Source organism: Streptomyces jeddahensis, from assembly GCF_001642995.1.
GTDB lineage: Bacteria > Actinomycetota > Actinomycetes > Streptomycetales > Streptomycetaceae > Streptomyces > Streptomyces jeddahensis.
In genome coordinates, this window is sequence record NZ_LOHS01000206.1 from 46975 (window position 1) to 69247 (window position 22273).

Here is a 22273-nt window from a genome sequence, read left to right on the forward strand (position 1 = left end):
AAGCGGGCCTGTATGAAGCTACGGGGAGGGGCGGTATGAAAACGGAGCACGTCAGGACGAGCCACCCGACGCAAGCCGGAGGCAACGCGACCGCAGGCCCGGCCACGAGCGTGCCCGTCGACCGCGTACAGCCAACCGGCCGGACCACGACCATCACCGCTCCCGCAGGTCGCAGCGGCAGAGCCGCCGACCCGACGGGACAAGCCGGCGGGCCGCGCCGTCAGCGGTTTCCCCCAGCGCTCCGGCGCCGGCCCGCCCCTTGGCTCGCTCTCGTCGCCCTTGCGTACGCCACCGTCCAGCTCGCCGCCGTCGTCCCGCACATCGGGCACGTTCTCGGCTGGGACGAGACCGTCTACGTGTCGCAGGTCGACCCGCGCACCCCCGCCGCGTACTTCAGCGCCCCGCGCTCGCGCGGCATCAGCATGCTGGTGGCGCCCGTGCTCGCCGTGACGTCGGACCCCTTCGTCCTGCGGATCGTGCTCGCGCTGCTGTCGGCGGCCGCGCTGTATGCCGCGTTCCGGGTCTGGCGGCCCCTGGTGGGGCGTGGCACGACGGCGCTCGCCGCGCTGCTGTTCGCGGGCCTGTGGACGACCATCCTGTACGGTCCGCAGGCCATGCCCAACCTGTGGGTGGCGCTCGGTGCGGTCGCCACAGCAGGCTGGTTCCTCAGGACGGGGAGGGGCGCGCGGCGGTCTGCGCCCTGGTGGATGGCCGCCTGCCTCGCCGCCACCGCCCTCCTGCGCCTGCCGGACGCGGGCTGGCTCGCCCTCCCCCTCATCGGCACGGCCGCCCTCATACGCGAACGGCGCCGCGCCCTCCCCTGGCTGCTCGGCGGGCTCGCCGCGGGCGGTGCCCAGTGGGTGGTCGAGGCGTACCGCCGGTTCGGCGGAATCCCGCAGCGGCTGCGGGTGTCCGGCGCCACCGAGGGCGGGATGAGCCCGCACCTCAACCTTGGCAACGCATGGCGTGCCCTCAATGGTCCCGATCTGTGCCGCCCCTGCACCGTCCCGCTCCGCCATCCCGAACTGACCGTCTGGTGGCTGGCGCTGCCGCTGCTCACGGCGGCGGCCCTCGTCCTCGCGTTCGCGGACCACCGTCGTGGCAGGGTCGGCGCCGACGCGCGCACCCCCGCCGGCACGGCCCGTCCCTTCGCGGTCACCGCCGTCCCCGTGGCCTGCGCCGCGTCACTCGCCGTGCCCTATCTCCTGCTGCTCGGCTACTTCGCCCCGCGCTTCCTGCTGCCGACGTACGCGCTGCTCGCCCTCCCCATCGCGGCGCTGCTCATCCGGGCCGCGCGCGCCCGGGCCCTGCTCGCTGCCGCCGTCGCCCTGGCCGTCGCGGGGCAACTCGGCTCCCAGTACGCGGTGCTCGAGCGCCTGACAGCGGAGGCGGCCGCCGTCGACCACCGGTACCAGACGGCCGCCGACGACCTGCACGCCCTCGGATTGCGCGCCCCGTGCCTGGTCACAGGTCCGCGGGCACTCCCGGTGGCGTACGACGCGGGCTGCGCGTCCGCCGAGACGAGCGGCAACAACCGCTCCGTCACCACCAGGGAGCTCCTGCACCGGGCGGGCCGGCAGCCGACCGTCGCCCTGACCGCCGGCGGCCGCCGTCCTCCGCGGTACGCCCTCGGCTGGACCGCGCACGTGCTGCCGGGCACGGGCGGCTGGACGGCGTGGCGCGCTCCGTCGCAGCGGTGAACGGCACGCCCTGCGTCGCAGGGCTCGGCGACCCGCGCGCCAGCGAACCGCGCCCGGTCAGCCGACCCGGAGCGCCGCCAGCTGCTGCTCGAAGGGGATCACTTCCAGCGGCTTGCCGTCGGTCTCGCCCGCGGGCCTGCGAGCCGCAGGTACCGACTCCGCCGACCCCGCCGAACCCATCTGCGCCAACGACTCCGCCGACCCCACCTGCGCCACCTGCGCCAACGGCTCCACAGGCCGGCCCACCGCCCCCATCAGCGCCGCGAGCTCCCCGCCCGCCCGTTCGATACGGGCCGCGAGGCCGTCCGCGCCCCAGTCCTCGGACGCGGCGTACACCGCCGTCGGCACGACGACGGCCCGCAGGTACGCGAACAGCGGGCGCAACGCGTGCTCCAAGACGAGCGAGTGGCGGGCCGTGCCGCCGGTCGCCGCGATCAGGACCGGCTTTCCGGCGAGGGCGTCCTTGTCGATCACATCGAAGAACGACTTGAACAGGCCGCTGTAGGAGGCGGTGAAGACCGGCGTGACGACGATCAGTCCGTCCGCGCCCGTCACGGCGTCGATGGCGCGGCTCAGCGCCGGGCCGGGGAAGCCGGTGACGAAGTTGTTGGCGATCTCCACGGCCAGGTCGCGCAGTTCGACCACCTGCGGTTCCGTGTCCGCCGGGAGCCGCTCCACGGTCGCGGCCGCCAGCCGGTCGGCCAGCAGCCGGGTGGACGACGGGACGCTCAGCCCGGCCGATACGACGACGAGCTTCATGCCTGCGTCCTTCATGCCTGCGAGCTTCATGCCTGCGTCCTTCATGCCTGCGTCACCTCCTGGTTCTCCTCAGCGGCCTGGGCCTGGGCGGCGGCGACGCGCGCCGCATGCGTCGGCGCGTCCGGCACATCGGCGGGGCGGCCCTTGGCGAACTCCTCGCGCAGCACCGGCACGACCTCCTCGCCGAGCATGTCGAGCTGCTCGAGGACGGTCTTGAGCGGCAGACCCGCGTGGTCCATCAGGAACAGCTGGCGCTGGTAGTCGCCGACGTAGTCGCGGAAGGACAGCGTCCGTTCGATGACCTGCTGCGGGGAACCGACGGTCAGCGGGGTCTGCTCGCTGAAGTCCTCCAGCGAGGGGCCGTGCCCGTAGACCGGGGCGTTGTCGAAGTACGGCCGGAACTCGCGCACCGCGTCCTGCGAGTTCTTCCGCATGAAGACCTGGCCGCCGAGGCCGACGATGGCCTGCTCGGGGGTGCCGTGGCCGTAGTGCGCGTACCGCGTGCGGTAGAGCTCGACCATCTTCTGGGTGTGCTCCTTCGGCCAGAAGATGTTGTTGTGGAAGAAGCCGTCGCCGTAGTACGCGGCCTGCTCGGCGATCTCCGGGGAGCGGATGGAGCCGTGCCAGACGAAGGGCGGTACGCCGTCGAGCGGCCGCGGCGTCGAGGTGAAGGACTGCAGCGGCGTACGGAACCGGCCCTCCCATGTCACGACGTCCTCGCGCCACAGGCGGTGCAGCAGCGCGTAGTTTTCGATGGCGAGCGGTATGCCCTGGCGGATGTCCTGTCCGAACCACGGGTAGACCGGGCCGGTGTTGCCGCGGCCCATCATCAGGTCCATGCGGCCCTCCGCCAGATGCTGGAGCATCGCGAAGTCCTCGGCGATCTTCACCGGGTCGTTGGTGGTGATCAGGGTCGTCGAGGTGGAGAGGATCAGCCGTTCCGTACGGGCGGCGATGTAGCCGAGCATCGTCGTCGGGGAGGACGGGACGAACGGCGGGTTGTGGTGCTCACCGGTCGCGAAGACGTCGAGCCCGACCTCCTCGGCCTTCAGCGCGATCGCGACCATCGCCTTGATGCGCTCGTGCTCGGTCGGTGTCCGGCCGGTGGTCGGGTCGGGCGTGACATCGCCGACGCTGAAGATGCCGAACTGCATGGCTGATCATCCTTCGCAGGGGTGGTTGACGATTCAACTACGCCTGCGAAACGGTGAGCGGGCCGGGGCTATTCCCGGCCCGGCGTACGGACGTCTTCCCTGGCCCGCGTACGGACGTCTTCCCGGCCCGGAGTACGGACGTCGAGCGCGGACATCGAGGCGGCCTACGGACGGATCCACCCCGGATCGCGCCCGGTCTCCCCCAGCAGCCGCTCGAAGTCGGAGGCCCCGTCCGGCACCGGGACGGGATCGGCGAAGAGGCCCATCTTCCGGGCAGTGGGCGCCATCTCGGCGACGGCGTCGCCCAGCGTCTGCAGGACGCCGGTGGCCGCCGGGTCCGGGCGGTACTCCTGGCCGGTGGCGCGCGCCAGGTCCCAGACGTGCACCGTCAGGTCGAGCAGGACCATGCAGCCGACGGTGCGCGCCGGAAGGCTCATCGCTCCCGTGGTGCCCTCCTCGGCACCGGGCGCGGACCACGCGGCCACCAGCCGCTCCGTCTCCTCGGCGAACCGCTCGCGCCAGTCGCCACCGGCGCCCACGTGGTCCGGCGTGCTGCCGAAGTCCGCGGGCTTCTTGGCCGCCAGCTCCTGGAACTGCACGACCACATGGAAGAGGTGGTTGAGCAGCTCACGGACGTCGTAGTCGGCGCAGGGGGTGGGGGCCGTGAGCTGGTCGTCGGCGATGGCCCGGACGACCGGGACGGCCCGTGCGGCGGCCACGGCGAGGAGCTCGCCGACGGCGTGCGCGCCAGGCACTGTGGGCGCGGGGATGTCGATGTCGCTCATGCCCCGACGGTACGAGCGGCGGACCGGAGGCGGCTTGAAAAAATGCGACAGCGCCCGGCCGGGCCGCACGCCACGTACGATCCGGCCATGGCCGCCACGCCGCGCCGCGACACCCGCGGCATCGTCGACGCCTCCGGCCTGATGTCCCGCGTGCGCTTCCGGCGCCACCTGCCCGCCGAGCCGCTGCGCCCCTACCTGGAGCACTACTGGCTGATCGACTGGGACCTCCCCGAGCCGTACGCCACGCACGTGGTGCCGCATCCGTCCGTGAACGTCGTCTTCCAGCGGCACGCGGACCGGGAACCGTTCGGCGAGGTCGCGGGCATCGGACTCGAACTGTTCAGCCAGAAGCTCGAGGGGCGCGGGCGGGTGTGCGGGGTGCAGTTCCGGCCCGGCGGCTTCCGGCCCTTCGCACCGGGGCGGCCGGTGGCGGAGTGGACGGGGCGGCGGCTGCCCCTCGAAGAGGTGTTCACGGACGCCAAGTCGCTGGTGGGGGCCCTGGACGCGGGTGCCTCGGACACGGACGCACTGGACGCCGCCGTGGAAACCGTCCTCGCGCCGGACGACGAGCACGCGCGCGTGGCCGCTCTCGACGCGTTCCTGCTGCGGCTCGGTCCGCGGCCCGACCCCCAGGCCGACCTCGCGATGGCTCTCGTCGACCGCATCCGCGGCGACCGCACGATCCGGCGTGTCTCCGCCTTCGCGCGGGCGGAGGGCCTGTCGGTACGGGCGCTGCAGCGGCTCTTCGCGGCGTACGTCGGCGTGGGACCGAAGTGGATCATCCTGCGGTACCGGATCCACGAGGCCCTGGAACGGGCCGAGTCCCAGCAGGCCGGGCAGACCGGGCAGGCCGTGGACTGGGCCGCCCTGGCGGCGGACCTCGGCTACGCCGACCAGGCCCACCTCGTCCGCGACTTCACGGCGACCGTGGGGGTGCCGCCCACGGCGTACGCGCGAAGGTGACCGGTTGATCTGACCGGCCGCGGCCAGAAGCAGGCGGGCAGAAGGAGCAGCGGTCAGAAGTAGTAGGAGTCCCCGGTGTCGAGCGCCAGCACCTTGTGCCGGTCGTTCTGCGGGTTCTTGTCCCGCGCTCCGCCGTTCCACACGGTGTCGATCTGGAGGGTCACCTCGGAGGGCGCGCCCGCGAGCCGTACCGCGATCACCATCCGCCGGCCCCAGCTGCCGGCCGCCAGCGCGCCGGTGCGGCACAGCACCGTACTGGTCCCGGCGCGGGCGCACTGCTCCGGCAGCTGCTGGATGGCCGCGAGGGGCGAGGACCAGCGCAGGCGGACGGTGGCGTCGGCCACGTTCGCCGGGCCGTGGTTCTGCGGAGTCAGCCAGAGTCCCACCTGGCCGTGCACCATGGCGACGTATCCGTGGTAGGCCATGTCGGCCTCGGGGCCGCCGGTCGCGGCGGGGGAGCCGGTCGCCGAGGGGGCGGCTGCTCCCATGACCATCACCGCGCTGGCGCTTGCCGCGCACAGTGCCCGCAAGATCCGCATTGCAGCTCCTCCGCGTCGCTCGCCCCCGGGGCCCTTAGGCCATCCCGATATATGCCACGTGACGCCCCGGCCAGCTCCGTCCAACCAGGTGACGACGCCCTGGCGCATCCAACCCGTTGACTCACCCGCCGTCGTGGTGTTGTGCCCACCCCTTCCGCCCAGCGGAACGACTGCCCACAACGGTCACGGAACCACCCGCATGACCCCGCCGGCAGCCCGCCTATCCTTGCTGCCGGACCGAGATGGCCCAGGTAGCCGAGGTACCCGACGCCGAGGAGCAGCCCCATGACCGCCGCGCACGCCGCCGCCCCCACCGCCGTCGTCACCGGTGCCAGCAGCGGCATCGGCGCCGCGACCGCCCGTCAGCTGGCCGCGGCGGGCTTCCACGTCGTCCTCACCGCGCGCCGCAAGGACCGCATCGAGGCGCTGGCGGCGGAGCTCACCGAGGCCGGCCACCAGGCGACGGCGTATGCGCTGGACATCACGGACCGCGCGGCCGTGGACGACTTCGCCGCGTCGCTCGACCACGTCGAGGTGCTGGTCAACAACGCGGGCGGCGCGCTCGGCGCCGACCCCGTCGCCACCGGCGACCCGGCCGAGTGGCGCCAGATGTACGAGACGAACGTCATCGGCACCCTCCACGTCACCCAGGCCCTCCTGCCCGCCCTCGTCGCCAGCGGTGACGGCACGGTCGTCGTGCTCTCCTCCACCGCGGGCCACGGGACGTACGAGGGCGGCGCCGGCTACGTGGCCGCCAAGCACGCCGAACATGTGCTCGCCGAGACGCTCCGCCTTGAGATCGTCGGCCAGCCCGTCCGCGTCATAGAGATCGCGCCCGGCATGGTCAAGACCGACGAGTTCGCGGTGACCCGCTACCGCGGCGACGCCGACCAGGCCGCCAAGGTCTACGCGGGCGTGACCGAGCCGCTCACCGCCGACGACGTCGCCGACACCATCACCTGGGCGGTCACCCGCCCCAGCCACGTCAACGTCGACCTCCTGATCCTCCGCCCCCGCGCCCAGGCCTCCAACACCAAGGTCCACCGGGAGCTGTGAGCCGGTAGCCGGTAGAGGGACCAGTCCGGCCCCGGTCCGGCTCCCGGGCCCCCGGTCCCGCTACTCCCACCGGGCTACCCCCACCGGGTCAATCAGGCCGCCCGGAGGTGTCCCGGGCCAGGGCAGCGCGTACAAGGCATATGCGGGGAAACGGCGAAGGCGGCTGTCTTCCGCCCGTCCATATGCGCGTCAGCCGCGCTCGTCGTCCTGGAACGGGAGTAGTACGCGATGACCGAAACCGGCAAAGCAATCAAGTGTCCGTTCGACTTCAGCGAGGGCATGGAGTTCGATCCCTCCCTCGCCGCGCTCATGGAGCGCGACACCATCGCCCGTATCCGGCTGCCGTACGGCGAAGGCGACGCCTGGCTGGTCACCGGGTTCGACGACGTGCGGCAGGTGACCACCGATCACCGGTTCAGCCGGGCGGGGATCATGGGGCACGACTATCCGCGGCTGACACCGGAGCCGATCGTCTCGCCGGAGTCGATCAACGTGATCGACCCGCCGCGCTCCACCCGGCTGCGGCATCTGGCCTCGCAGGCCTTCACCAACCGGCACGTGGAACGGATGCGCCAGTCGATCGTGGGGCTCACCGACGCCCTGCTCGACGAGATGGCCCAGCAGGGACCGCCGGCGGATCTCGTCCGCCATCTGTCGGACCGGCTCCCCCAGCACACCATCTGCGAGGTGCTCGGGATCGCGCCGGAGGACCGGCCCCGGATGCAGGAGTACGCGCATCAGCTGCTCTCCACCGGCCCGGACAGCCGTGAGACCGCGGCGACCGCCAAGGCGGAGCTGCGGGAGTACTTCGGCGGGCTGGTCGCCGAGCGGCGCAGGAACCCGGGCGAGGACCTGATCAGTGCGCTGGCCGCCGCCAAGGACGGCGATGACGCACTCGACGACCAGGAACTGGCCGTCATGTGCCTGACGCTGATGCTCAGCGGGCACGACACGGCCACCTGCGAGATCAGCGACATCTCCTACCTCCTCCTGACCCGGCCCGAACTGATGGAGCAGCTCAGGACACGGCCGGAGACCCTGACCGCCGTCCTCGACGAGCTGCTGCGCTACATCCCGTTCCGCAAGGGGGTCGGCATCCCCCGAGTGGCGCTGGAGGACGTGGAGATGGGCGGGGTGAAGATCCGGAAGGGCGACTTCGTCCATGTCTCGTATCTGACGGCGAACCGCGATCCCAAGCGGTTCCCGGACCCCGACACCATCGACCCGAACCGGCCCCCCACACCACACATGACCTTCGGCTGGGGCGGCCACCGGTGCATCGCCGCGCCGCTGGCGATGGCGGAGCTGGAGGTGGCCATCGGGCGGCTGGTGGAGAGGTTCCCGGGGCTGCGGCTTGCGGTGCCCGCGGAGGAGGTGCGCTGGGACACGGAGACGATCCGGCGCTTCCCGCTCGAACTGCCGGTCGCCTGGTAGGGCACCGGCCTGTGGCCAGGTAGAGCAGCTGCCCGAGGGCCTCGGCCCTCGGGCAGCTCAAGGCTCCACTCAACCCTTGACGCAGACCACCTGCTTCAGCTTCGCGACCACCTGCACCAGGTCCCGCTGCTGGTCGATGACCTGCTCGATCGGCTTGTACGCACCCGGGATCTCGTCCACGACGCCCGAGTCCTTGCGGCACTCGACACCCCGCGTCTGCTCCTCCAGGTCCTTCGTCGAGAACCGCCGCTTGGCCGCGTTGCGGCTCATCCGCCGCCCTGCGCCGTGCGACGCCGAGTTGAAGGACTTCTCGTTGCCGAGGCCCTTCACGATGTACGAACCGGTGCCCATCGAGCCCGGGATGATGCCGTAGTCGCCGGAGCCCGCACGGATCGCGCCCTTACGGGTCACCAGCAGGTCCATGCCGTCGTACCGCTCCTCCGCCACGTAGTTGTGGTGGCAGGAGATCTCCGGCTCGAAGGTGACCTTCGCCTTCTTGAACTCCTTGCGGACGACGTCCTTCAGCAGCGCCATCATGATCGTGCGGTTGTACTTGGCGTACTCCTGCGCCCAGAACAGGTCGTTGCGGTACGCCGCCATCTGCGGGGTGTCCGCGACGAAGACGGCGAGGTCGCGGTCGACCAGACCCTGGTTGTGCGGCAGCTTCTGGGCCACGCCGATGTGGTGCTCGGCGAGCTCCTTGCCGATGTTCCGGGAGCCGGAGTGCAGCATCAGCCAGACAGAACCGTCCGTATCTGTGCAGACCTCCACAAAGTGGTTGCCGCTTCCCAGCGTTCCCATCTGCTTGGTGGCCCGGTCCTGGCGGAACTGAACCGCTTCCGCGACCCCGCCGAACCGCGCCCAGAAGTCGTCCCACCCCGCGGTCGCGAACCCGTGCAGCCGGCCCGGATCCACCGGATCGTCATGCATGCCCCGCCCGACCGGAATCGCCTGCTCGATCTTCGACCGCAGCCGCGACAGGTCGCCCGGCAGGTCGTTGGCGGTCAGCGAGGTGCGGACCGCCGACATCCCGCAGCCGATGTCCACGCCGACCGCCGCCGGGCAGACCGCGTCGCGCATCGCGATGACCGAGCCGACCGTCGCGCCCTTGCCGTAGTGGACGTCCGGCATGACGGCGAGACCCTTGATCCACGGAAGCGTGGCCACGTTCTGGAGCTGCTGGAGTGCGGCCCCCTCGACCGATGCCGGGTCCGTCCACATCCGGATGGGTACCTTCGCCCCCGGAACCTCTACATACGACATATCGTCCCCATTCCCCCGTAGTTGAAAAAAGCGAAAGAAGTCCGTAATCGCAAATACCGGAGCCAAGGTCGACAAAAGGGATAGCGGACCGGCGTCCACGGCAGTGCGTGCGATAGACATTGTGTTCACCGGCCGCCCGGAGGCGGCAACCGAATAACCGCGTCACAGCCGCCTCGAGAGGAGCCATCACGTGCAGCAGAAGGCGTACGCAGCGGGCGTCGCCGCGCTCCTCGCGGCACTGCTCGCCGGCTGCACCGGCAGCTCCAGCGCCGACGACGAGGCCGCCGACGCCAAGTCGGGCGAGACGGGCGCCTCGGCCTCGGCCGCCCAGCCCGGCAAGTACCGCACGCTGCCCGAGGCGTGCGGCGCCATCGACCACAGCACGCTGGACTCGCTGCTGCCCGGCATCAAGGAGATGGCGGACGAGGAGCAGCGGGAGAAGGCGTACGCGGGCACGGCCACGGTGACGTACGACACGGACCGGCGCGTGGGCTGCCGCTGGAAGGTGGAGTCGACGGACGCCACCCGGCATCTCCACGTCGACTTCGAGCGCGTGGTGTCGTACGACGCGACGGTCAGCGACGACAGTCGCGCCGAGGTGGTGTTCGCCACGAAGGAGGACGCCGCGGACCTTCCGGAGCCCGCCGACACCGGCGAGGAGGAGGCGAGTTCCTCGCCCTCGCCGTCGGCCTCCGCAGCGGACGCCGGATCCACCTCGTCCGGCTCGGAGTCCGACTCGGTGTCCGGCTCGGAGTCCGACTCCGCATCGGGCTCCGCATCCGCGTCCTCGTCCGGTGCGCTCGAGCCGCGGGTCCTCGACGATCTGGGGGACCAGGCGTTCATCGACGACGTACTCACCACGTCCGCATCGACGGCCCGGCACCGCACCGTGACTGTGGCGTTCCGCACGTCGAACGTGATCGTGACGATCGAGTACGACGAGCAGCCGGCCACCGCGACGGATGTCCCGGACAGCGCGGAAATGCAGGACAGAGCGCAGAAACTGGCGCAGAAGCTCGCCGATCGGCTCGCCGGCTGACGGCCACTCGGGGCGTATCGGGCAGGTGCCGGGGCCCTCGCCAAGAGAAGCCACCCCCGCCGCGTTCGGCGTACCGTGGCCCACCGGGCCCGGCCTGCCACCGATCCAGAGTGAAGGAACCATGCACCGACCAGCACAGCGACTCATCCGCATACTTGCCTGCGCAGCCGCCGCACCGGTGATCCTCGCCGTCTCCGGCTGCTCCTCCGACTCCGGCTCCGGGGACGACGGGGCGAAGGAGTCGGGAGCGAAGGCCTCGGCGTCGGCATCGGCGGGCGGCGCGAGCGCGAGCGTGAAGGAGGCGGCGTACGCCTCGCTTCCGGAGCCCTGCGAGGTGCTGACGAAGAAGACGCTCGACGAGCTCGTTCCGAAGCGTGAGGACAAGTCCGGCAAGGAAGGCAAGTCGGACGACACGTCCCTGCGCTCCACCTGCTCCTGGACCAGCCTCGACAACAACGGCGTCAAGGGCTCGCAGTTCCGCTGGCTCAACGTGTCGCTGCTGCGCTTCGAGTCGGACGCGGCCCGCGGCAGCGGCGACAAGCTCGCGCAGGAGTACTTCACCAAGCAGGTGAAGGACGCGCAGGACACGCAGGACGCGAAGAACGTCAAGTCGGAGCCGGTGAAGGGCATGGGCGACGAGGCGACAGCCGTGGCCTACGACCTGAAGAAGAAGGAGGGCTCCTTCAAGCAGCAGACCGTGGTGGCCCGCGTCGAGAACGTCGTCGTGACGCTGGACTACAACGGTGCGGGCCTCGCGGGCGAGAAGACGCCGAGCGCCACCGAGCTGATGAAGGACGCTCAGAAGGCCGCGAAGCAGGCCGTGGAGGCCGTCGTCGAGGCGAACGGCACGTCCTCGGACGGAAGCGGCACCTCGTCGGCGAAGCCGAGTGACGGGTCGTCCGGCAAGGCCTCGTCGAAGGAGTCGGCGTCGCCCAAGGCGTCCGAGAGCAGCACCAAGAGCAGTAGCTGACGACACCTGAAAACAGCCCGAAAACACTTGCTCATCGAGAGCGTTCGGCGGAGCCCGGTACCGTGCGGTGACCGGGCTCCTGCCGTACCGGAAACCCGCCGTTCGCATCCATGTGCCAGGCTGTTCCGCGCAACAGGCCGAACAGTCTTCCGCACAACAGGCCGAAGAGTGGAGCAGGGAGGGGAGTGCGGGTGGCCGCGCCCATTCAGCTGACGCGAACGCACCGGATTCTGATCGCAGTCGTGGTCACCGGTGCCGTCATCATCGCCGGTATCGGTTTCGCCGGCTCGTACGCGGCCGTGCGCGAGCTCGCGATGCAGAAGGGCTTCGGGAAGTTCAGCTACGTCTTCCCGATCGGCATCGACGCGGGCATCTGCGTCCTGCTCGCCCTGGACCTGCTGCTGACGTGGATACGCATCCCGTTCCCCATGCTGCGCCAGACGGCCTGGCTGCTGACGGCGGCGACGATCGCGTTCAACGGCGCCGCCGCCTGGCCCGACCCGCTCGGTGTCGGCATGCACGGCGTCATCCCGATCCTCTTCGTCGTCGCGGTCGAGGCGGCCCGGCACGCGATCGGCCGGATCGCCGACATCACGGCCGACAAGCACATGGAGGGCGTCCGCCTCACCCGCTGGCTGCTCTCCCCCATCCCCACCTTCCTGCTCTGGCGCCGCATGAAGCTGTGGGAGCTGCGTTCCTACGAGCAGGTGATCAAGCTGGAGCAGGAGCGGCTGGTCTACCAGGCCCGGCTCCGCTCCCGCTACGGCCGCGCCTGGCGCCGCAAGGCACCGGTGGAGTCCCTGATGCCCCTGCGCCTGGCCCGCTACGGCATCCCGCTCGCAGAAACGGCCCCGGCGGGCCTGGCAGCGGCAGGCATCGAACCTGCGCTGATCCCGCCGCCACCGCAGCCGGAGCTGCCGGCCGTAGCTGTGGGCAATCGTGCCGCTGGGGCGGCACGGGTGGGCACAGCGGCACCCGACGACGTCGGCCTCCCCGTCGAACACCCGGGCACCCACGGCGCAGAGCACTTCGACCAGGGGGCGCCCCAGGAAGCGTCCAGCCCCTGGTTCGAACCCCCACTACACCCCGCCGCATACCAGGGCGGCTACGACCCGACGTACGACCCCTCCTACGACGTCCCGGAGGAGCAGTACGAGGACTGGTACGAGGACCAGCAGCAGCCCGCCGCCGAGGCGCTCCCGCAGGAGTCCGGCATCCGCATCCCCGCAGGCCCGAACCGCACCCGCCCGCTGGGCGGCGCGGCGCCGGGCCCGGTCGGCGGCCACGAGGTAGCGATCCCGTCCCCACGCGCCGAGCAGCAGCCGCTGGCGGCGGAGGACGCCTCCGCGGACCCGGATACGGAGGCGGACGCGGACGCGGACGCGGCCGCCCAGGGCCCGGCCCTCCCGGACGACGTGTCCCGCGAGGAGGCGTACTTCGCCGCGTTCCGGAAGTACGTCAACGAGCACATGGATTTCCCCAACGCCCGCCAGTTCGGCCTCTACCTGATGGACCTGTACGGCGTGACGGGCCAGTCGGGCGGCCCGCTCACGGAGAGCACGCTGCGCCCGTACGTCCGCGACTTCCGCACCCGCTACCAGCAGGAACTGGACGCGGAACACATCGCTTAACGGTGAACGCGACGAAGGGGGTGCCCCGGAGAACCGGGGCACCCCCTTCCGCGTACGACCCTTACGCGCCGAGCAGCTTCCGCACCCGGTCCGCCCCCACCGCAAGCAGCAGCGTCGGCAGCCGCGGCCCCGTGTCCCGCCCGACGAGCAGGTGGTACAGGAGGGCGAAGAACGTCCGCTGAGCGGTCTTGATCTCCGGCGGCAGCTCCTTGGGCGTGGCGTCGGCGGAGAAGCCGGCCTGGACCTTGGGCACGCCGTAGACGAGGTGGGTGAGGCCGTCCAGCGACCAGTGCGAGTCGAGGCCCTCCAGGAGCAGCCGCAGCGACTCACGGCCCTGCTCGTCGAGCGAGGCGAGCAGCTCCTTGTCCGGCTCGTCGCGCACGACCGTGCGCTGCTCGGCCGGGACCTGGGTGTTGATCCACGTCTCGGCCTTGTCGTAGCGCGGGCGCGCCTCGTCGAGGGACGTCAGCGGGTTCTCCGGGTCCAGGTCGGACAGGATGCGCAGCGCCTGGTCCTGGTGGCCCGCGGTGATGTCGGCGACGGACGCGAGGGTCCGGTACGGCAGCGGACGCGCCGTACGCGGCAGCTCACCGGCCGCCGTGCCGACCGCTCGCGCGTACGCCGCGGCGTCGGCGGGCAGCACCGAGCCGTCCGCGACCTTGGCGGCGAGCTTGTCCCACTCGTCGTACAGCCGCTGGATCTCCTGGTCGAAGGCGATCTTGAACGACTGGTTGGGACGACGACGCGCGTACAGCCAGCGCAGCAGCTGCGGCTCCATGATCTGCAGGGCGTCGGCCGGGGTCGGCACGCCGCCCTTGCTGGACGACATCTTCGCCATGCCGCTGATGCCCACGAACGCGTACATCGGGCCGATCGGCTGCTTGCCGCCGAAGATCCCGACGATCTGCCCGCCGACCTGGAACGACGAGCCCGGCGACGAGTGGTCGACACCGGACGGCTCGAAGATCACCCCTTCGTACGCCCAGCGCATCGGCCAGTCGACCTTCCAGACCAGCTTGCCGCGGTTGAACTCCGACAGCAGAACCGTCTCCGAGTGACCGCACTGGCAGACGTACGTCAGCTCGGTGGTCTCGTCGTCGTACGCCGTGACCGTGGTGAGGTCCTTCTCGCACGCGCCGCAGTACGGCTTGTACGGGAAGTAGCCGGCGGAGCCGCTGCTGCCGTCGTCCTCGGCCGCGGCGCCCGAGCCCTCGGCGGCCTCGAGCTCGGCCTCGTCGACCGGCTTCTGGGACTTCTTCGCGGGGGCCTTCTTGGTCCGGTACTGCGCGAGCACCGCGTCGATGTCGGCCCGGTGCTTCATCGCGAACAGGATCTGATCCCGGTAGACACCAGACGTGTACTGCTCCGTCTGGCTGATCCCGTCGTACTCCACGCCCAGCTCGGCCAGCGACGCGACCATGGCGGCCTTGAAGTGCTCGGCCCAGTTCGCGTACGCGGAGCCCTTGGGTGCCGGGACCGACGTCAGCGGCTTGCCGATGTGCTCGGCCCAGGACTCGTCGACGCCGGGGACGCCGAACGGCACCTTGCGGTAGCGGTCGTAGTCGTCCCAGGAGAGCAGGTGGCGCACGGTGTACCCGCGACGGCGGATCTCGTCGGCGACCAGGTGCGGGGTCATGACCTCGCGGAGGTTGCCCAGGTGGATCGGGCCGGAGGGGGAGAGGCCGGACGCGACGACGACCGGTTTGCCAGGCGCGCGACTCTCCGACTCGGCGATGACCTCATCCGCGAAACGGGAAACCCAGTCGGTGGTCTCTGTGCTCTGAGCCACGATCGGCACGTCCTTCTTTCTCGTAAGCCCTGATACGCCAGTACAGCTGACCGCTCCATTCTCCCAGCTCGGCCCGCCGGAGCGAAAACCGCTTTTCAACCGCTTTTCCGCGCGTGGGATACTGGCCGGGTCTATCTGAACCTCGAGGAGAACGGCTCCCACTCCATGGCCTCGGTCACGTCCCTCACCGCTTCCGTCCACCAGCGCCTCGCGGACGCCCTCTCGGCAGCCCTGCCGGAGGCGGGTACCGCGGACCCGCTGCTGCGACGCAGCGACCGGGCCGATTTCCAGGCCAACGGCATCCTGGCGCTCGCGAAGAAGGCGAAGGCCAACCCGCGGGAGCTGGCGACGCAGGTGGTCTCCCAGGTCGCCACGGGTGACGTGATCAAGGACATCGAGGTCTCGGGACCGGGCTTCCTGAACATCACGATCACGGACAAGGCGATCACCGAGAACCTGGCGGCGCGCGCCGCGGACGCTGAGGGCCGCCTGGGCGTGCCGCTCGCGGACGAGCCGGGCACGACGGTGATCGACTACGCCCAGCCGAACGTGGCCAAGGAGATGCACGTCGGCCACCTGCGGTCCGCGGTGATCGGCGACGCGGTGGTCCAGATCCTGGAGTTCACCGGCGAGAACGTGATCCGGCGCCACCACATCGGCGACTGGGGCACCCAGTTCGGCATGCTCATCCAGTACCTGATCGAGCACCCGCACGAGCTGGACCACAAGGCCGCCGCCGAGGACACCGAGGCGTCCGGCGAAGAGGCGATGTCGAACCTCAACCGGCTGTACAAGGCCTCGCGCGCCCTCTTCGACTCCGACGAGGAGTTCAAGGACCGGGCGCGGCGCCGGGTGGTCGACCTGCAGGCGGGCGACCCGGAGACCCTCGCGCTCTGGCAGCGGTTCGTCGACGAGTCGAAGATCTACTTCTACTCGGTCTTCCACAAGCTGGACATGGAGATCCGCGACCCGGACGTGGTCGGCGAGTCCGGCTACAACGACATGCTGGACGAGACGTGCCGGCTGCTCGAGGAGTCGGGCGTCGCGGTCCGCTCCGAAGGGGCGCTCTGCGTCTTCTTCGACGACATCAAGGGCCCGGACGGCAAACCGGTGCCGCTGATCGTCCGGAAGTCCGACGGCGGGTACGGCTACGCGGCCACGGACCTCTCCGCGATCCGCGACCGGGTCTTCAACCTCAAGGCGAACTCCCTGGTGTACGTGGTGGACGCCCGGCAGTCGCTGCACTTCAAGATGGTCTTCGAGACGGCGCGCCGGGCCGGCTGGCTGGGCGACGGCGTGAAGGCGTTCCAGCTGGCGTTCGGCACGGTGCTCGGCAAGGACGGCAAGCCGTTCAAGACCCGTGAGGGCGAGACCGTGCGCCTCGTGGACCTGCTGGACGAGGCGATCGACCGCGCCTCGGCCGTGGTCCGCGAGAAGGCGCAGGACCTGTCCGAGGAGGAGATCGCCGAGCGGGGCGCGCAGGTCGGCATCGGCGCGGTGAAGTACGCGGACCTGTCGACGTCCGCCAACCGCGACTACAAGTTCGACCTGGACCAGATGGTGTCCCTGAACGGCGACACCAGCGTCTACCTCCAGTACGCGTACGCCCGTATCCGCTCGATCATCCGCAAGGCCGGCGACGCCCGCCCGACGGCCCACCCGGAGCTGGAGCTGACCGAAGCGGAGCGGGCCCTCGGCCTGCACGTGGACCAGTTCGCGGAGACGGTCGCGGAGACCGCCGCGGAGTACGCCCCGCACAAGCTGGCCGCGTACCTGTACCAGCTGGCGTCGCTGTACACGTCGTTCTACGACAAGTGCCCGGTCCTCAAGGCGGACACCTCGGAACAGGTCGAAAACCGCCTGTTCCTGTGCGACATCACGGCGCGGACGCTGCACCAGGGCATGGCGCTGCTGGGCATCAGGACGCCTGAGCGGCTCTGACGCGGACGGTACGCGAGAGGGGCTTCGCCTGACGATCAGGGGAAACCCCTCTTCCGTGCTCTCAGGGAATGGCTCTCGGAGCTCTCAGAGGCTGAGGACCGCTCGTAGGGCGATATCGACCCGTTCCATCTGCTCATCCGGCACGTCCCCGTGATACTTGCCCTGCTCGAACCTCGAGTGCCGGAAGTTGTAGAGATCCGGGGCGAGAACGACGCCCCGCAGCGGCACCGTGACACGCACCGTGACGAGCGACTCGCGCCGATCCCCCGTCGTATCGATCAGCGCACAGAGGACCGCACCGGGGTGGAGCTCAGCGACATGGTCGTTCTGGACGATGACCACGGTGCGGTCCCGGCCCACCGTGGGCACGGTCCACACCTGCCCCCGCTTCAGCTGTCGCACAGGTCGTCCTCCGCGGCGCTGTAGAGGTCGTCCAGGTCGTCTCCCAGCCGCGCGGAGTCCTCGGCATACATGGTCATGGCGTCGCGCACGAGCTGGTCTCTTATCGCTCTGGCGACGTAGGCGGAAAGGTTGCCATCAGCCGCCTCTCGCGCAGCTCGCAACAGGTCGTCGGGCACGGTCACGGTGAGCTTACTTGTCGCCATACCATTTGTTGTACCAGCTATCGGGCCCCTCTGGCACCGGATACGGACGCAGGCCACACGAACGTGTCGCGGTCCGCACCAGCACTGCCCCGAACTCACACCACACCACCTTGCCGGGGTCCCACTCGCCCACGCCCCACCTGTCGCTGAGCGCTTCGACGAGCACCAGCCCGCGCCCGCCCTCATCCGCCCCGCCAGCCCCGTCCGCGATGCGCGGCACGCCGCCGCCGCTGTCGTGCACCTCCACGCGCAGTATGTCGCCGTCGTACCGCAGGAAGAGCCGGAAACCCCGGCCGGGCGGCACGCCGTGCACCAGCGCGTTGGTGGCGAGCTCGCTCACGCACAGCAACATGTCCTCGGCGCGGCCGCTCTCACCTAGCCCCCAGTCGGTGAGCGCCCAGCGGGTGAACTGCCTGGCGGCGGGAACGGAGCGGCGCTCGCGACGGAAGAACTTCTCCCGGAGCAGCGGGAGTTGGATTGCGTCGTTCATGAGACGAGCGTCGCGGAGAGTCACTAGCGTGGATCAGTGAGTGAACCCGTACCGGTCCGTTGTACGGGTTGATACGGGGTCGGGTGCGGGCAGGCGTGGGGAGTGGGACGAGCATGAGCCCCAGAAAGCTCCAATGGAAGAAGAACACCTCGGCGATGAGGATGCTGGGCGCCCAACTGGCGGCATTCCGCCAGGCGTCGGGCTACACGCAGCGCGCCCTAGGGGAGCGCGTCATCGCCGGCGAGGAGACCATCGCCTCGATCGAGCAGGGCAGACGCCCGCTGCTGCCGGACCTCGCAGAGACGCTGGACAAACTCCTCGACACGAAGGGCGCGTTGTCGGTGGCGGTGGAGAACATGCCGGAGATCGACCTGTTCCCGCTGTACGCGGAGCAGTACATGGAGCACGAACGCGAGGCCATCGCTCTGTCCTGGTACGACGCCCTGGTCGTCCCCGGCCTGCTCCAGACCGAGGCGTACGCCCGCGCGGTCCTCCGCCAGCGCGTACCGGCGTACGACGAGGACGAGATCGAGGCCAAGACGGCGGCCCGCATCGGCCGCCAGGAGATCCTGCACCGCAAGTGCCCGCCGACGCTCAGCTTCGTCGTGTGGGAGCCGGTGCTCCACGTCGGTGTCGGCGGCCCGCAGACCCGCCGCGACCAGCTGCGCCACCTGCGCGAGTGTGCCGAACTCCCGGGCCTCACACTCCAGTTCCTGCCAATGAGCGCCCCCTCGCACGCCGGGCTGAACGGCCCCTTCACCCTCCTGGAGACACCCGACCACCAGCACCTCGCCTACACCGAGGGCCAGCGCGGAAGCCAGTGGGTTTCCGACCTGGACGAGGTGTCCACCCTGGCGCACAAGTATGCGATGCTGCGGTCACAGGCCCTCACCCCCGAGGAGTCCAAGAGCCTGCTCGACCGCCTGCTAGGAGAGCAATGAACACCGCACTGCAGTGGTTCAAGTCGACCTACAGCGGCGACGAGGGCGGCCAGTGCCTCGAAGTCGCCTACACCTGGCGCAAGTCCAGCTACAGCGGCAGCGAGGGCGGCGAGTGCGTCGAGGTCGCCACCTGCCCCCACACCGTCCACGTCCGCGACTCCAAGAACCCCACCGGCCCCACCTTCGAGGTCACACCCACCGCCTGGGCCGCCTTCACGGCGCACGTCTCCCGCTGACTCCGGGGCTGCCCGACAGCGGATTGCCGTGCCGCGAAAAGGCGGTGCGCTGTTCGCCGTGGGTGCGCCAGACTCGTCGGCATGAGTGCGAAGATCACCCGCATCAACCCCGACCAATTGCACGAAACTCCCGGCTACCACCACATCACCGTGGTCGCGGCCGGCCGGACCGCGTACCTGGCAGGACAGTGTCCGCTCGACCGCGACGGGCGCCTCGTCGGCCCCGGATCCCTGGACGCGCAGGTCGACCAGGTTGCCGAAAACGCGCTGACCGCGCTGGCCGCCGTAGGCGCCGAACCGCGGCATGTCGTGCGCTCGGTGATCTACGTGCGCAGTGACGAAACCGACGTCCTGGCAGCTGTATGGCGGCGGCTCACCGAATCGGTCATCGGGCCGGCGTTCACCACCGCCAGCACGCTCTTGGGTGTCTCGCAGCTTGGCTTCAGCGGGCAGCTCGTCGAGGTGGACCTCACGGCAGCTCTGCCTGACTGAGCCCGTCAGGGCGTCCGAGGCGGCACGGTAATACCCGCAGCCCTGTCATGCTGCGGTCATGACGGCTCGCGTGCCACGGAAAAGCGCTCGCCGCGCGGGTCTGCTCTGGGGTGGGATGCCGGACGGCGATCGAAGGAACGGAGACCCGCCGTGCGCGACCATGCCTTCCGCGCCGCCGAAGGCAGCCTCAACCCCCGAACGACCCGGGCACCTAGAGGCGGATACCTCGGCCCACTGCCTGGCCGATGTCGATCACGAGTTTCCGGTGTGTGCGCGCCATGTCTGTCATATCGTTGCGCAGCTCGGTCAGCCATTCTGGTTCCGCCTGGTCAGGTTCGCCCAGCGCGCGGGTGATGCGCACGAGAGAAGTCGCGGCATGCAGTCCGGCGAACAGCGGCAGGCGCCCCACGTCCTCGTCGCCGAACGGGCGCACGCTGCGGTATCCGGCGAGAAAGGCGTCGAACCTCGCCCGGTGCTCGGTTGTGGGCTGGCCGGTGTGGTCGGTCAGGTCGCGCACGGCATAGGCGATATCGGCGGCGTACCAGGACAGGGCGGCCTCGTCGAAGTCGTAGGCGACCGGCCGGCCGTCTTCCCAGGCCATGTTGTCCAACTCGAAGTCGCCGTGCACTACTCCCCAGCGGTCCTGGCCACGTGGTAGGTCGCTCATCAAGTCGGCGAGCCTCGCCGTAGCCTCGACCAACGCGGTGTCGTGGGCGAACAGTTCGCCGATAGCGGGCAGTTCGCCGAAGGATTCGGGCAGTCCGGCATCGAGCCCGGCGGCATCGCGGTGCACATGCGCCAGTGCCTGTCCCCAGTGCCACGCCTGCGATTCGCTGAGTTCGGTGATGTCGACTTCCTCGCCGGGCGCCGGTTCGACCACCATGGCGTGCATGGCACCGAGCCCGGTTGCCACGGTCACGGTCAGGGCCCCGGACTCGGCGGCGACCGGCCGCACCACCGGCGACCCGCCGTCGCTGAGCCGTGCCATCAGCTCAGCCACCGCAGTCACGGGCCTCGGCCCGCGATACGAGCCGGGCACGAACCGTAGATAGCGCCGCCGGCCGTTGTCGGGGAGCACGAACACATGGGAGGCGCTGGAACGCCACCACCTGGCGGTGCCGGCGGGGTAACCCCACTCGGCGGCGACCTGGTCGGCGACCGGGCTGTCCCACGCTTCGGACACGGTCTGCTTCAGTCGGTCGATCTCAGTCAAAGGCATCATCGCGAGTCAGCCTTGATCATGCAGCTGACAGCCACAAGCCGATTTCCACACCGGCCAGCCCAGGTGCCACCTGTCCGCGCCATCAGGACCCCGACGCCATGTGCCCCTGCACGCCGGCCTCATCGACGGCTACATCGCCAAGACCGGACTCAAGCGCAGACTTCGCAACCCCCGCCCGAACGAACTGCAAACCCCCGTGGAGCCTGCTGATCCACGCGCACACCGAAGTTGCCGCCGTTGTGGCTGGGACAGTCGGCGCGGCTAGAGCTTCCGCGCGACCTCCGTCGCCCAGTACGTGAGGATGTTCTGCGCGCCCGCCCGCTTGATCCCGGTCAGGGTCTCCAGGATCGCCCGGTCCCGGTCGATCCAGCCCTTCTCCGCCGCGGCCTCGATCATCGAGTACTCACCGGAGATCTGGTAGGCGGCCACCGGCACGTCCACGGCGTCGGCGACGCGCGCGAGGATGTCCAGGTACGGTCCCGCCGGCTTCACCATCACCATGTCGGCCCCCTCCTCCAGATCGAGGGCCAGCTCCCTCAGGGACTCCCGGACATTCGCCGGGTCCTGCTGGTACGTCTTCCGGTCGCCCTGCAGGGAGGAGGCGACGGCCTCCCGGAACGGTCCGTAGAACGCGGACGCGTACTTGACGGTGTACGCCAGGATCGCCACGTCCTCGCGGCCGATCTGGTCCAGCGCGTCGCGGACGACGCCGATCTGACCGTCCATCATGCCGCTGGGGCCGACCACGTGGGCGCCCGCGTCGGCCTGGACCTGGGCCATCTCGGCGTACCGCTCCAGGGTCGCGTCGTTGTCCACACGCCCCTGCTCGTCCAGCACACCGCAGTGCCCGTGATCCGTCGTCTCGTCGAGGCACAGGTCGGACATCACGAGCAGGTCGTCCCCGACCTCGGCCCGCACGTCCCGGATCGCGACCTGCAGGATCCCGTCGGGGTCCGTCCCCGGCGTCCCGACGGCGTCCTTCTTCGACTCCTCTGGCACCCCGAACAGCATGATCCCGGAGATCCCGGCCTCCACCGCCTCCACGGCCGCCTTCTTCAGGCTGTCGCGCGTGTGCTGCACCACCCCGGGCATCGCCGCGATCGGCACCGGCTCGCTCACGCCCTCCCGCACGAACGCGGGCAGGATGAAGTCGGCCGGGTGCAGCCGGGTCTCGGCGACCATGCGCCGCATGGCGGGGGTGGTGCGCAGCCGACGGGGACGCGTACCAGGAAAGGAACCGTACTTCGTCATGCGTCTACGCTAC

22 protein-coding genes are annotated in these 22273 nt (G+C 70.3%); 11 read left to right on the forward strand and 11 right to left on the reverse strand.

The genetic code is table 11. The features are described from left to right. The first annotated feature begins 35 nt into the window (after positions 1-35). Positions 36-1700, forward strand: coding sequence for a hypothetical protein (locus tag STSP_RS36210; protein ID WP_232789938.1), 1665 nt, complete (start codon positions 36-38; stop codon positions 1698-1700). A 57-nt stretch (positions 1701-1757) separates the two neighbouring features. On the opposite strand, the gene STSP_RS36215 is transcribed toward STSP_RS36210, so the two are convergent. The 3 genes from STSP_RS36215 to STSP_RS36225 all read right to left on the reverse strand — a co-directional run bounded on the left by STSP_RS36215 (position 1758) and on the right by STSP_RS36225 (position 4398). Further along, positions 1758-2459 (reverse strand): FMN reductase, encoded by a 702-nt coding sequence (locus tag STSP_RS36215; RefSeq protein WP_067285599.1) that lies wholly within the window; start codon positions 2457-2459, stop codon positions 1758-1760. Positions 2460-2500: 41 nt separating this feature from the next. Beyond that, positions 2501-3613 carry an LLM class flavin-dependent oxidoreductase gene (locus STSP_RS36220; RefSeq protein ID WP_067285527.1) on the reverse strand — a complete coding sequence of 371 codons (1113 nt, stop codon included), beginning with the start codon at positions 3611-3613 and terminating at the stop codon, positions 2501-2503. Positions 3614-3777: 164 nt separating this feature from the next. Further along, on the reverse strand, positions 3778-4398 hold the full coding sequence (locus tag STSP_RS36225; protein ID WP_067285528.1) for a TIGR03086 family metal-binding protein: 621 nt from the start codon (positions 4396-4398) through the stop codon (positions 3778-3780). Positions 4399-4485: 87 nt separating this feature from the next. Between STSP_RS36225 and STSP_RS36230 the strand changes: the two genes are divergently transcribed. After that, positions 4486-5361: a helix-turn-helix domain-containing protein gene (locus STSP_RS36230; RefSeq protein ID WP_067285600.1), complete on the forward strand. Its 876-nt coding sequence runs from the start codon at positions 4486-4488 to the stop codon at positions 5359-5361. Between the two features lie 53 nt (positions 5362-5414). On the opposite strand, the gene STSP_RS36235 is transcribed toward STSP_RS36230, so the two are convergent. Further along, positions 5415-5900, reverse strand: coding sequence for a hypothetical protein (locus tag STSP_RS36235; protein WP_067285530.1), 486 nt, complete (start codon positions 5898-5900; stop codon positions 5415-5417). A 285-nt stretch (positions 5901-6185) separates the two neighbouring features. Between STSP_RS36235 and STSP_RS36240 the strand changes: the two genes are divergently transcribed. Together STSP_RS36240 and STSP_RS36245 are read left to right on the forward strand one after the other, a co-directional pair. Beyond that, positions 6186-6956 carry an SDR family NAD(P)-dependent oxidoreductase gene (locus STSP_RS36240; RefSeq protein ID WP_067285531.1) on the forward strand — a complete coding sequence of 257 codons (771 nt, stop codon included), beginning with the start codon at positions 6186-6188 and terminating at the stop codon, positions 6954-6956. Positions 6957-7184: 228 nt separating this feature from the next. Beyond that, positions 7185-8390 (forward strand): cytochrome P450, encoded by a 1206-nt coding sequence (locus STSP_RS36245; protein ID WP_067285533.1) that lies wholly within the window; start codon positions 7185-7187, stop codon positions 8388-8390. A gap of 69 nt (positions 8391-8459) precedes the next feature. On the opposite strand, the gene STSP_RS36250 is transcribed toward STSP_RS36245, so the two are convergent. Beyond that, a complete protein-coding gene (locus STSP_RS36250; protein WP_067285535.1) occupies positions 8460-9653 on the reverse strand; it encodes an RtcB family protein in 1194 nt (397 codons plus the stop codon). A gap of 190 nt (positions 9654-9843) precedes the next feature. Between STSP_RS36250 and STSP_RS36255 the strand changes: the two genes are divergently transcribed. From STSP_RS36255 to STSP_RS36265, 3 genes are all read left to right on the forward strand, one after another. Continuing rightward, positions 9844-10692 (forward strand): hypothetical protein, encoded by an 849-nt coding sequence (locus tag STSP_RS36255; RefSeq protein WP_067285536.1) that lies wholly within the window; start codon positions 9844-9846, stop codon positions 10690-10692. A 121-nt stretch (positions 10693-10813) separates the two neighbouring features. Further along, the gene (locus STSP_RS36260) at positions 10814-11662 is read left to right on the forward strand and encodes a DUF3558 family protein (protein WP_067285537.1); all 849 of its coding nucleotides are present in this window, start codon (positions 10814-10816) and stop codon (positions 11660-11662) included. Positions 11663-11853: 191 nt separating this feature from the next. After that, on the forward strand, positions 11854-13293 hold the full coding sequence (locus STSP_RS36265) for a DUF2637 domain-containing protein (protein ID WP_067285539.1): 1440 nt from the start codon (positions 11854-11856) through the stop codon (positions 13291-13293). Positions 13294-13354: 61 nt separating this feature from the next. Here the strand turns inward: STSP_RS36265 and lysS are convergent, their stop codons facing one another. Continuing rightward, the gene (gene lysS / locus STSP_RS36270) at positions 13355-15091 is read right to left on the reverse strand and encodes a lysine--tRNA ligase (protein WP_067285541.1); all 1737 of its coding nucleotides are present in this window, start codon (positions 15089-15091) and stop codon (positions 13355-13357) included. 156 nt (positions 15092-15247) lie between these two features. Between lysS and argS the strand changes: the two genes are divergently transcribed. After that, positions 15248-17023 carry an arginine--tRNA ligase gene (argS, locus tag STSP_RS36275; protein ID WP_067285543.1) on the forward strand — a complete coding sequence of 592 codons (1776 nt, stop codon included), beginning with the start codon at positions 15248-15250 and terminating at the stop codon, positions 17021-17023. 84 nt (positions 17024-17107) lie between these two features. Here argS and STSP_RS36280 read toward each other — a convergent pair whose 3' ends face one another. Genes STSP_RS36280 through STSP_RS36290 form a run of 3 tightly spaced genes read right to left on the reverse strand, consistent with a single transcriptional unit; the run spans position 17108 to position 18118 of the window. Continuing rightward, positions 17108-17425, reverse strand: coding sequence for a type II toxin-antitoxin system PemK/MazF family toxin (locus tag STSP_RS36280; protein WP_067285545.1), 318 nt, complete (start codon positions 17423-17425; stop codon positions 17108-17110). After that, positions 17413-17628, reverse strand: a complete 216-nt coding sequence (locus STSP_RS36285; RefSeq protein ID WP_067285547.1) for a hypothetical protein — start codon at positions 17626-17628, stop codon at positions 17413-17415. The genes STSP_RS36280 and STSP_RS36285 overlap by 13 nt, the downstream gene beginning before the upstream one ends. After that, positions 17615-18118 carry an ATP-binding protein gene (locus STSP_RS36290; RefSeq protein WP_078067802.1) on the reverse strand — a complete coding sequence of 168 codons (504 nt, stop codon included), beginning with the start codon at positions 18116-18118 and terminating at the stop codon, positions 17615-17617. The genes STSP_RS36285 and STSP_RS36290 overlap by 14 nt, the downstream gene beginning before the upstream one ends. A gap of 113 nt (positions 18119-18231) precedes the next feature. Between STSP_RS36290 and STSP_RS36295 the strand changes: the two genes are divergently transcribed. The 3 genes from STSP_RS36295 (at position 18232) to STSP_RS36305 (ending at position 19787) form a co-directional block, all read left to right on the forward strand. Then, positions 18232-19059, forward strand: a complete 828-nt coding sequence (locus tag STSP_RS36295; RefSeq protein WP_067285550.1) for a helix-turn-helix domain-containing protein — start codon at positions 18232-18234, stop codon at positions 19057-19059. Continuing rightward, complete coding sequence (locus STSP_RS36300; protein ID WP_067285552.1) at positions 19056-19295, forward strand: DUF397 domain-containing protein; 240 nt, start codon at positions 19056-19058, stop codon at positions 19293-19295. Before STSP_RS36295 ends, STSP_RS36300 begins: the two co-directional genes overlap by 4 nt. 81 nt (positions 19296-19376) lie before the next feature. Next, positions 19377-19787, forward strand: coding sequence for a RidA family protein (locus tag STSP_RS36305; RefSeq protein ID WP_067285554.1), 411 nt, complete (start codon positions 19377-19379; stop codon positions 19785-19787). Positions 19788-19998: 211 nt separating this feature from the next. Here STSP_RS36305 and STSP_RS36310 read toward each other — a convergent pair whose 3' ends face one another. Further along, positions 19999-21006: a phosphotransferase enzyme family protein gene (locus tag STSP_RS36310; RefSeq protein ID WP_232789941.1), complete on the reverse strand. Its 1008-nt coding sequence runs from the start codon at positions 21004-21006 to the stop codon at positions 19999-20001. A 264-nt stretch (positions 21007-21270) separates the two neighbouring features. Continuing rightward, positions 21271-22260: a porphobilinogen synthase gene (gene hemB, locus STSP_RS36315; RefSeq protein WP_067285557.1), complete on the reverse strand. Its 990-nt coding sequence runs from the start codon at positions 22258-22260 to the stop codon at positions 21271-21273. Positions 22261-22273: the final 13 nt, after the last annotated feature.

What these genes read in the sequence shown, in the direction of transcription:
- STSP_RS36210 (WP_232789938.1), top strand. Translation starts at nt 36, where the DNA reads ATGAAAACGGAGCACGTCAGGACGAGCCACCCGACGCAAGCCGGAGGC.
- STSP_RS36215 (WP_067285599.1), bottom strand. Translation starts at nt 2,459, where the DNA reads ATGAAGCTCGTCGTCGTATCGGCCGGGCTGAGCGTCCCGTCGTCCACC.
- STSP_RS36220 (WP_067285527.1), bottom strand. Translation starts at nt 3,613, where the DNA reads ATGCAGTTCGGCATCTTCAGCGTCGGCGATGTCACGCCCGACCCGACC.
- STSP_RS36225 (WP_067285528.1), bottom strand. Translation starts at nt 4,398, where the DNA reads ATGAGCGACATCGACATCCCCGCGCCCACAGTGCCTGGCGCGCACGCC.
- STSP_RS36230 (WP_067285600.1), top strand. Translation starts at nt 4,486, where the DNA reads ATGGCCGCCACGCCGCGCCGCGACACCCGCGGCATCGTCGACGCCTCC.
- STSP_RS36235 (WP_067285530.1), bottom strand. Translation starts at nt 5,900, where the DNA reads ATGCGGATCTTGCGGGCACTGTGCGCGGCAAGCGCCAGCGCGGTGATG.
- STSP_RS36240 (WP_067285531.1), top strand. Translation starts at nt 6,186, where the DNA reads ATGACCGCCGCGCACGCCGCCGCCCCCACCGCCGTCGTCACCGGTGCC.
- STSP_RS36245 (WP_067285533.1), top strand. Translation starts at nt 7,185, where the DNA reads ATGACCGAAACCGGCAAAGCAATCAAGTGTCCGTTCGACTTCAGCGAG.
- STSP_RS36250 (WP_067285535.1), bottom strand. Translation starts at nt 9,653, where the DNA reads ATGTCGTATGTAGAGGTTCCGGGGGCGAAGGTACCCATCCGGATGTGG.
- STSP_RS36260 (WP_067285537.1), top strand. Translation starts at nt 10,814, where the DNA reads ATGCACCGACCAGCACAGCGACTCATCCGCATACTTGCCTGCGCAGCC.
- argS (WP_067285543.1), top strand. Translation starts at nt 15,248, where the DNA reads ATGGCCTCGGTCACGTCCCTCACCGCTTCCGTCCACCAGCGCCTCGCG.
- STSP_RS36285 (WP_067285547.1), bottom strand. Translation starts at nt 17,628, where the DNA reads ATGGCGACAAGTAAGCTCACCGTGACCGTGCCCGACGACCTGTTGCGA.
- STSP_RS36290 (WP_078067802.1), bottom strand. Translation starts at nt 18,118, where the DNA reads ATGAACGACGCAATCCAACTCCCGCTGCTCCGGGAGAAGTTCTTCCGT.
- STSP_RS36295 (WP_067285550.1), top strand. Translation starts at nt 18,232, where the DNA reads ATGAGCCCCAGAAAGCTCCAATGGAAGAAGAACACCTCGGCGATGAGG.
- STSP_RS36300 (WP_067285552.1), top strand. Translation starts at nt 19,056, where the DNA reads ATGAACACCGCACTGCAGTGGTTCAAGTCGACCTACAGCGGCGACGAG.
- STSP_RS36305 (WP_067285554.1), top strand. Translation starts at nt 19,377, where the DNA reads ATGAGTGCGAAGATCACCCGCATCAACCCCGACCAATTGCACGAAACT.
- STSP_RS36310 (WP_232789941.1), bottom strand. Translation starts at nt 21,006, where the DNA reads ATGCCTTTGACTGAGATCGACCGACTGAAGCAGACCGTGTCCGAAGCG.
- hemB (WP_067285557.1), bottom strand. Translation starts at nt 22,260, where the DNA reads ATGACGAAGTACGGTTCCTTTCCTGGTACGCGTCCCCGTCGGCTGCGC.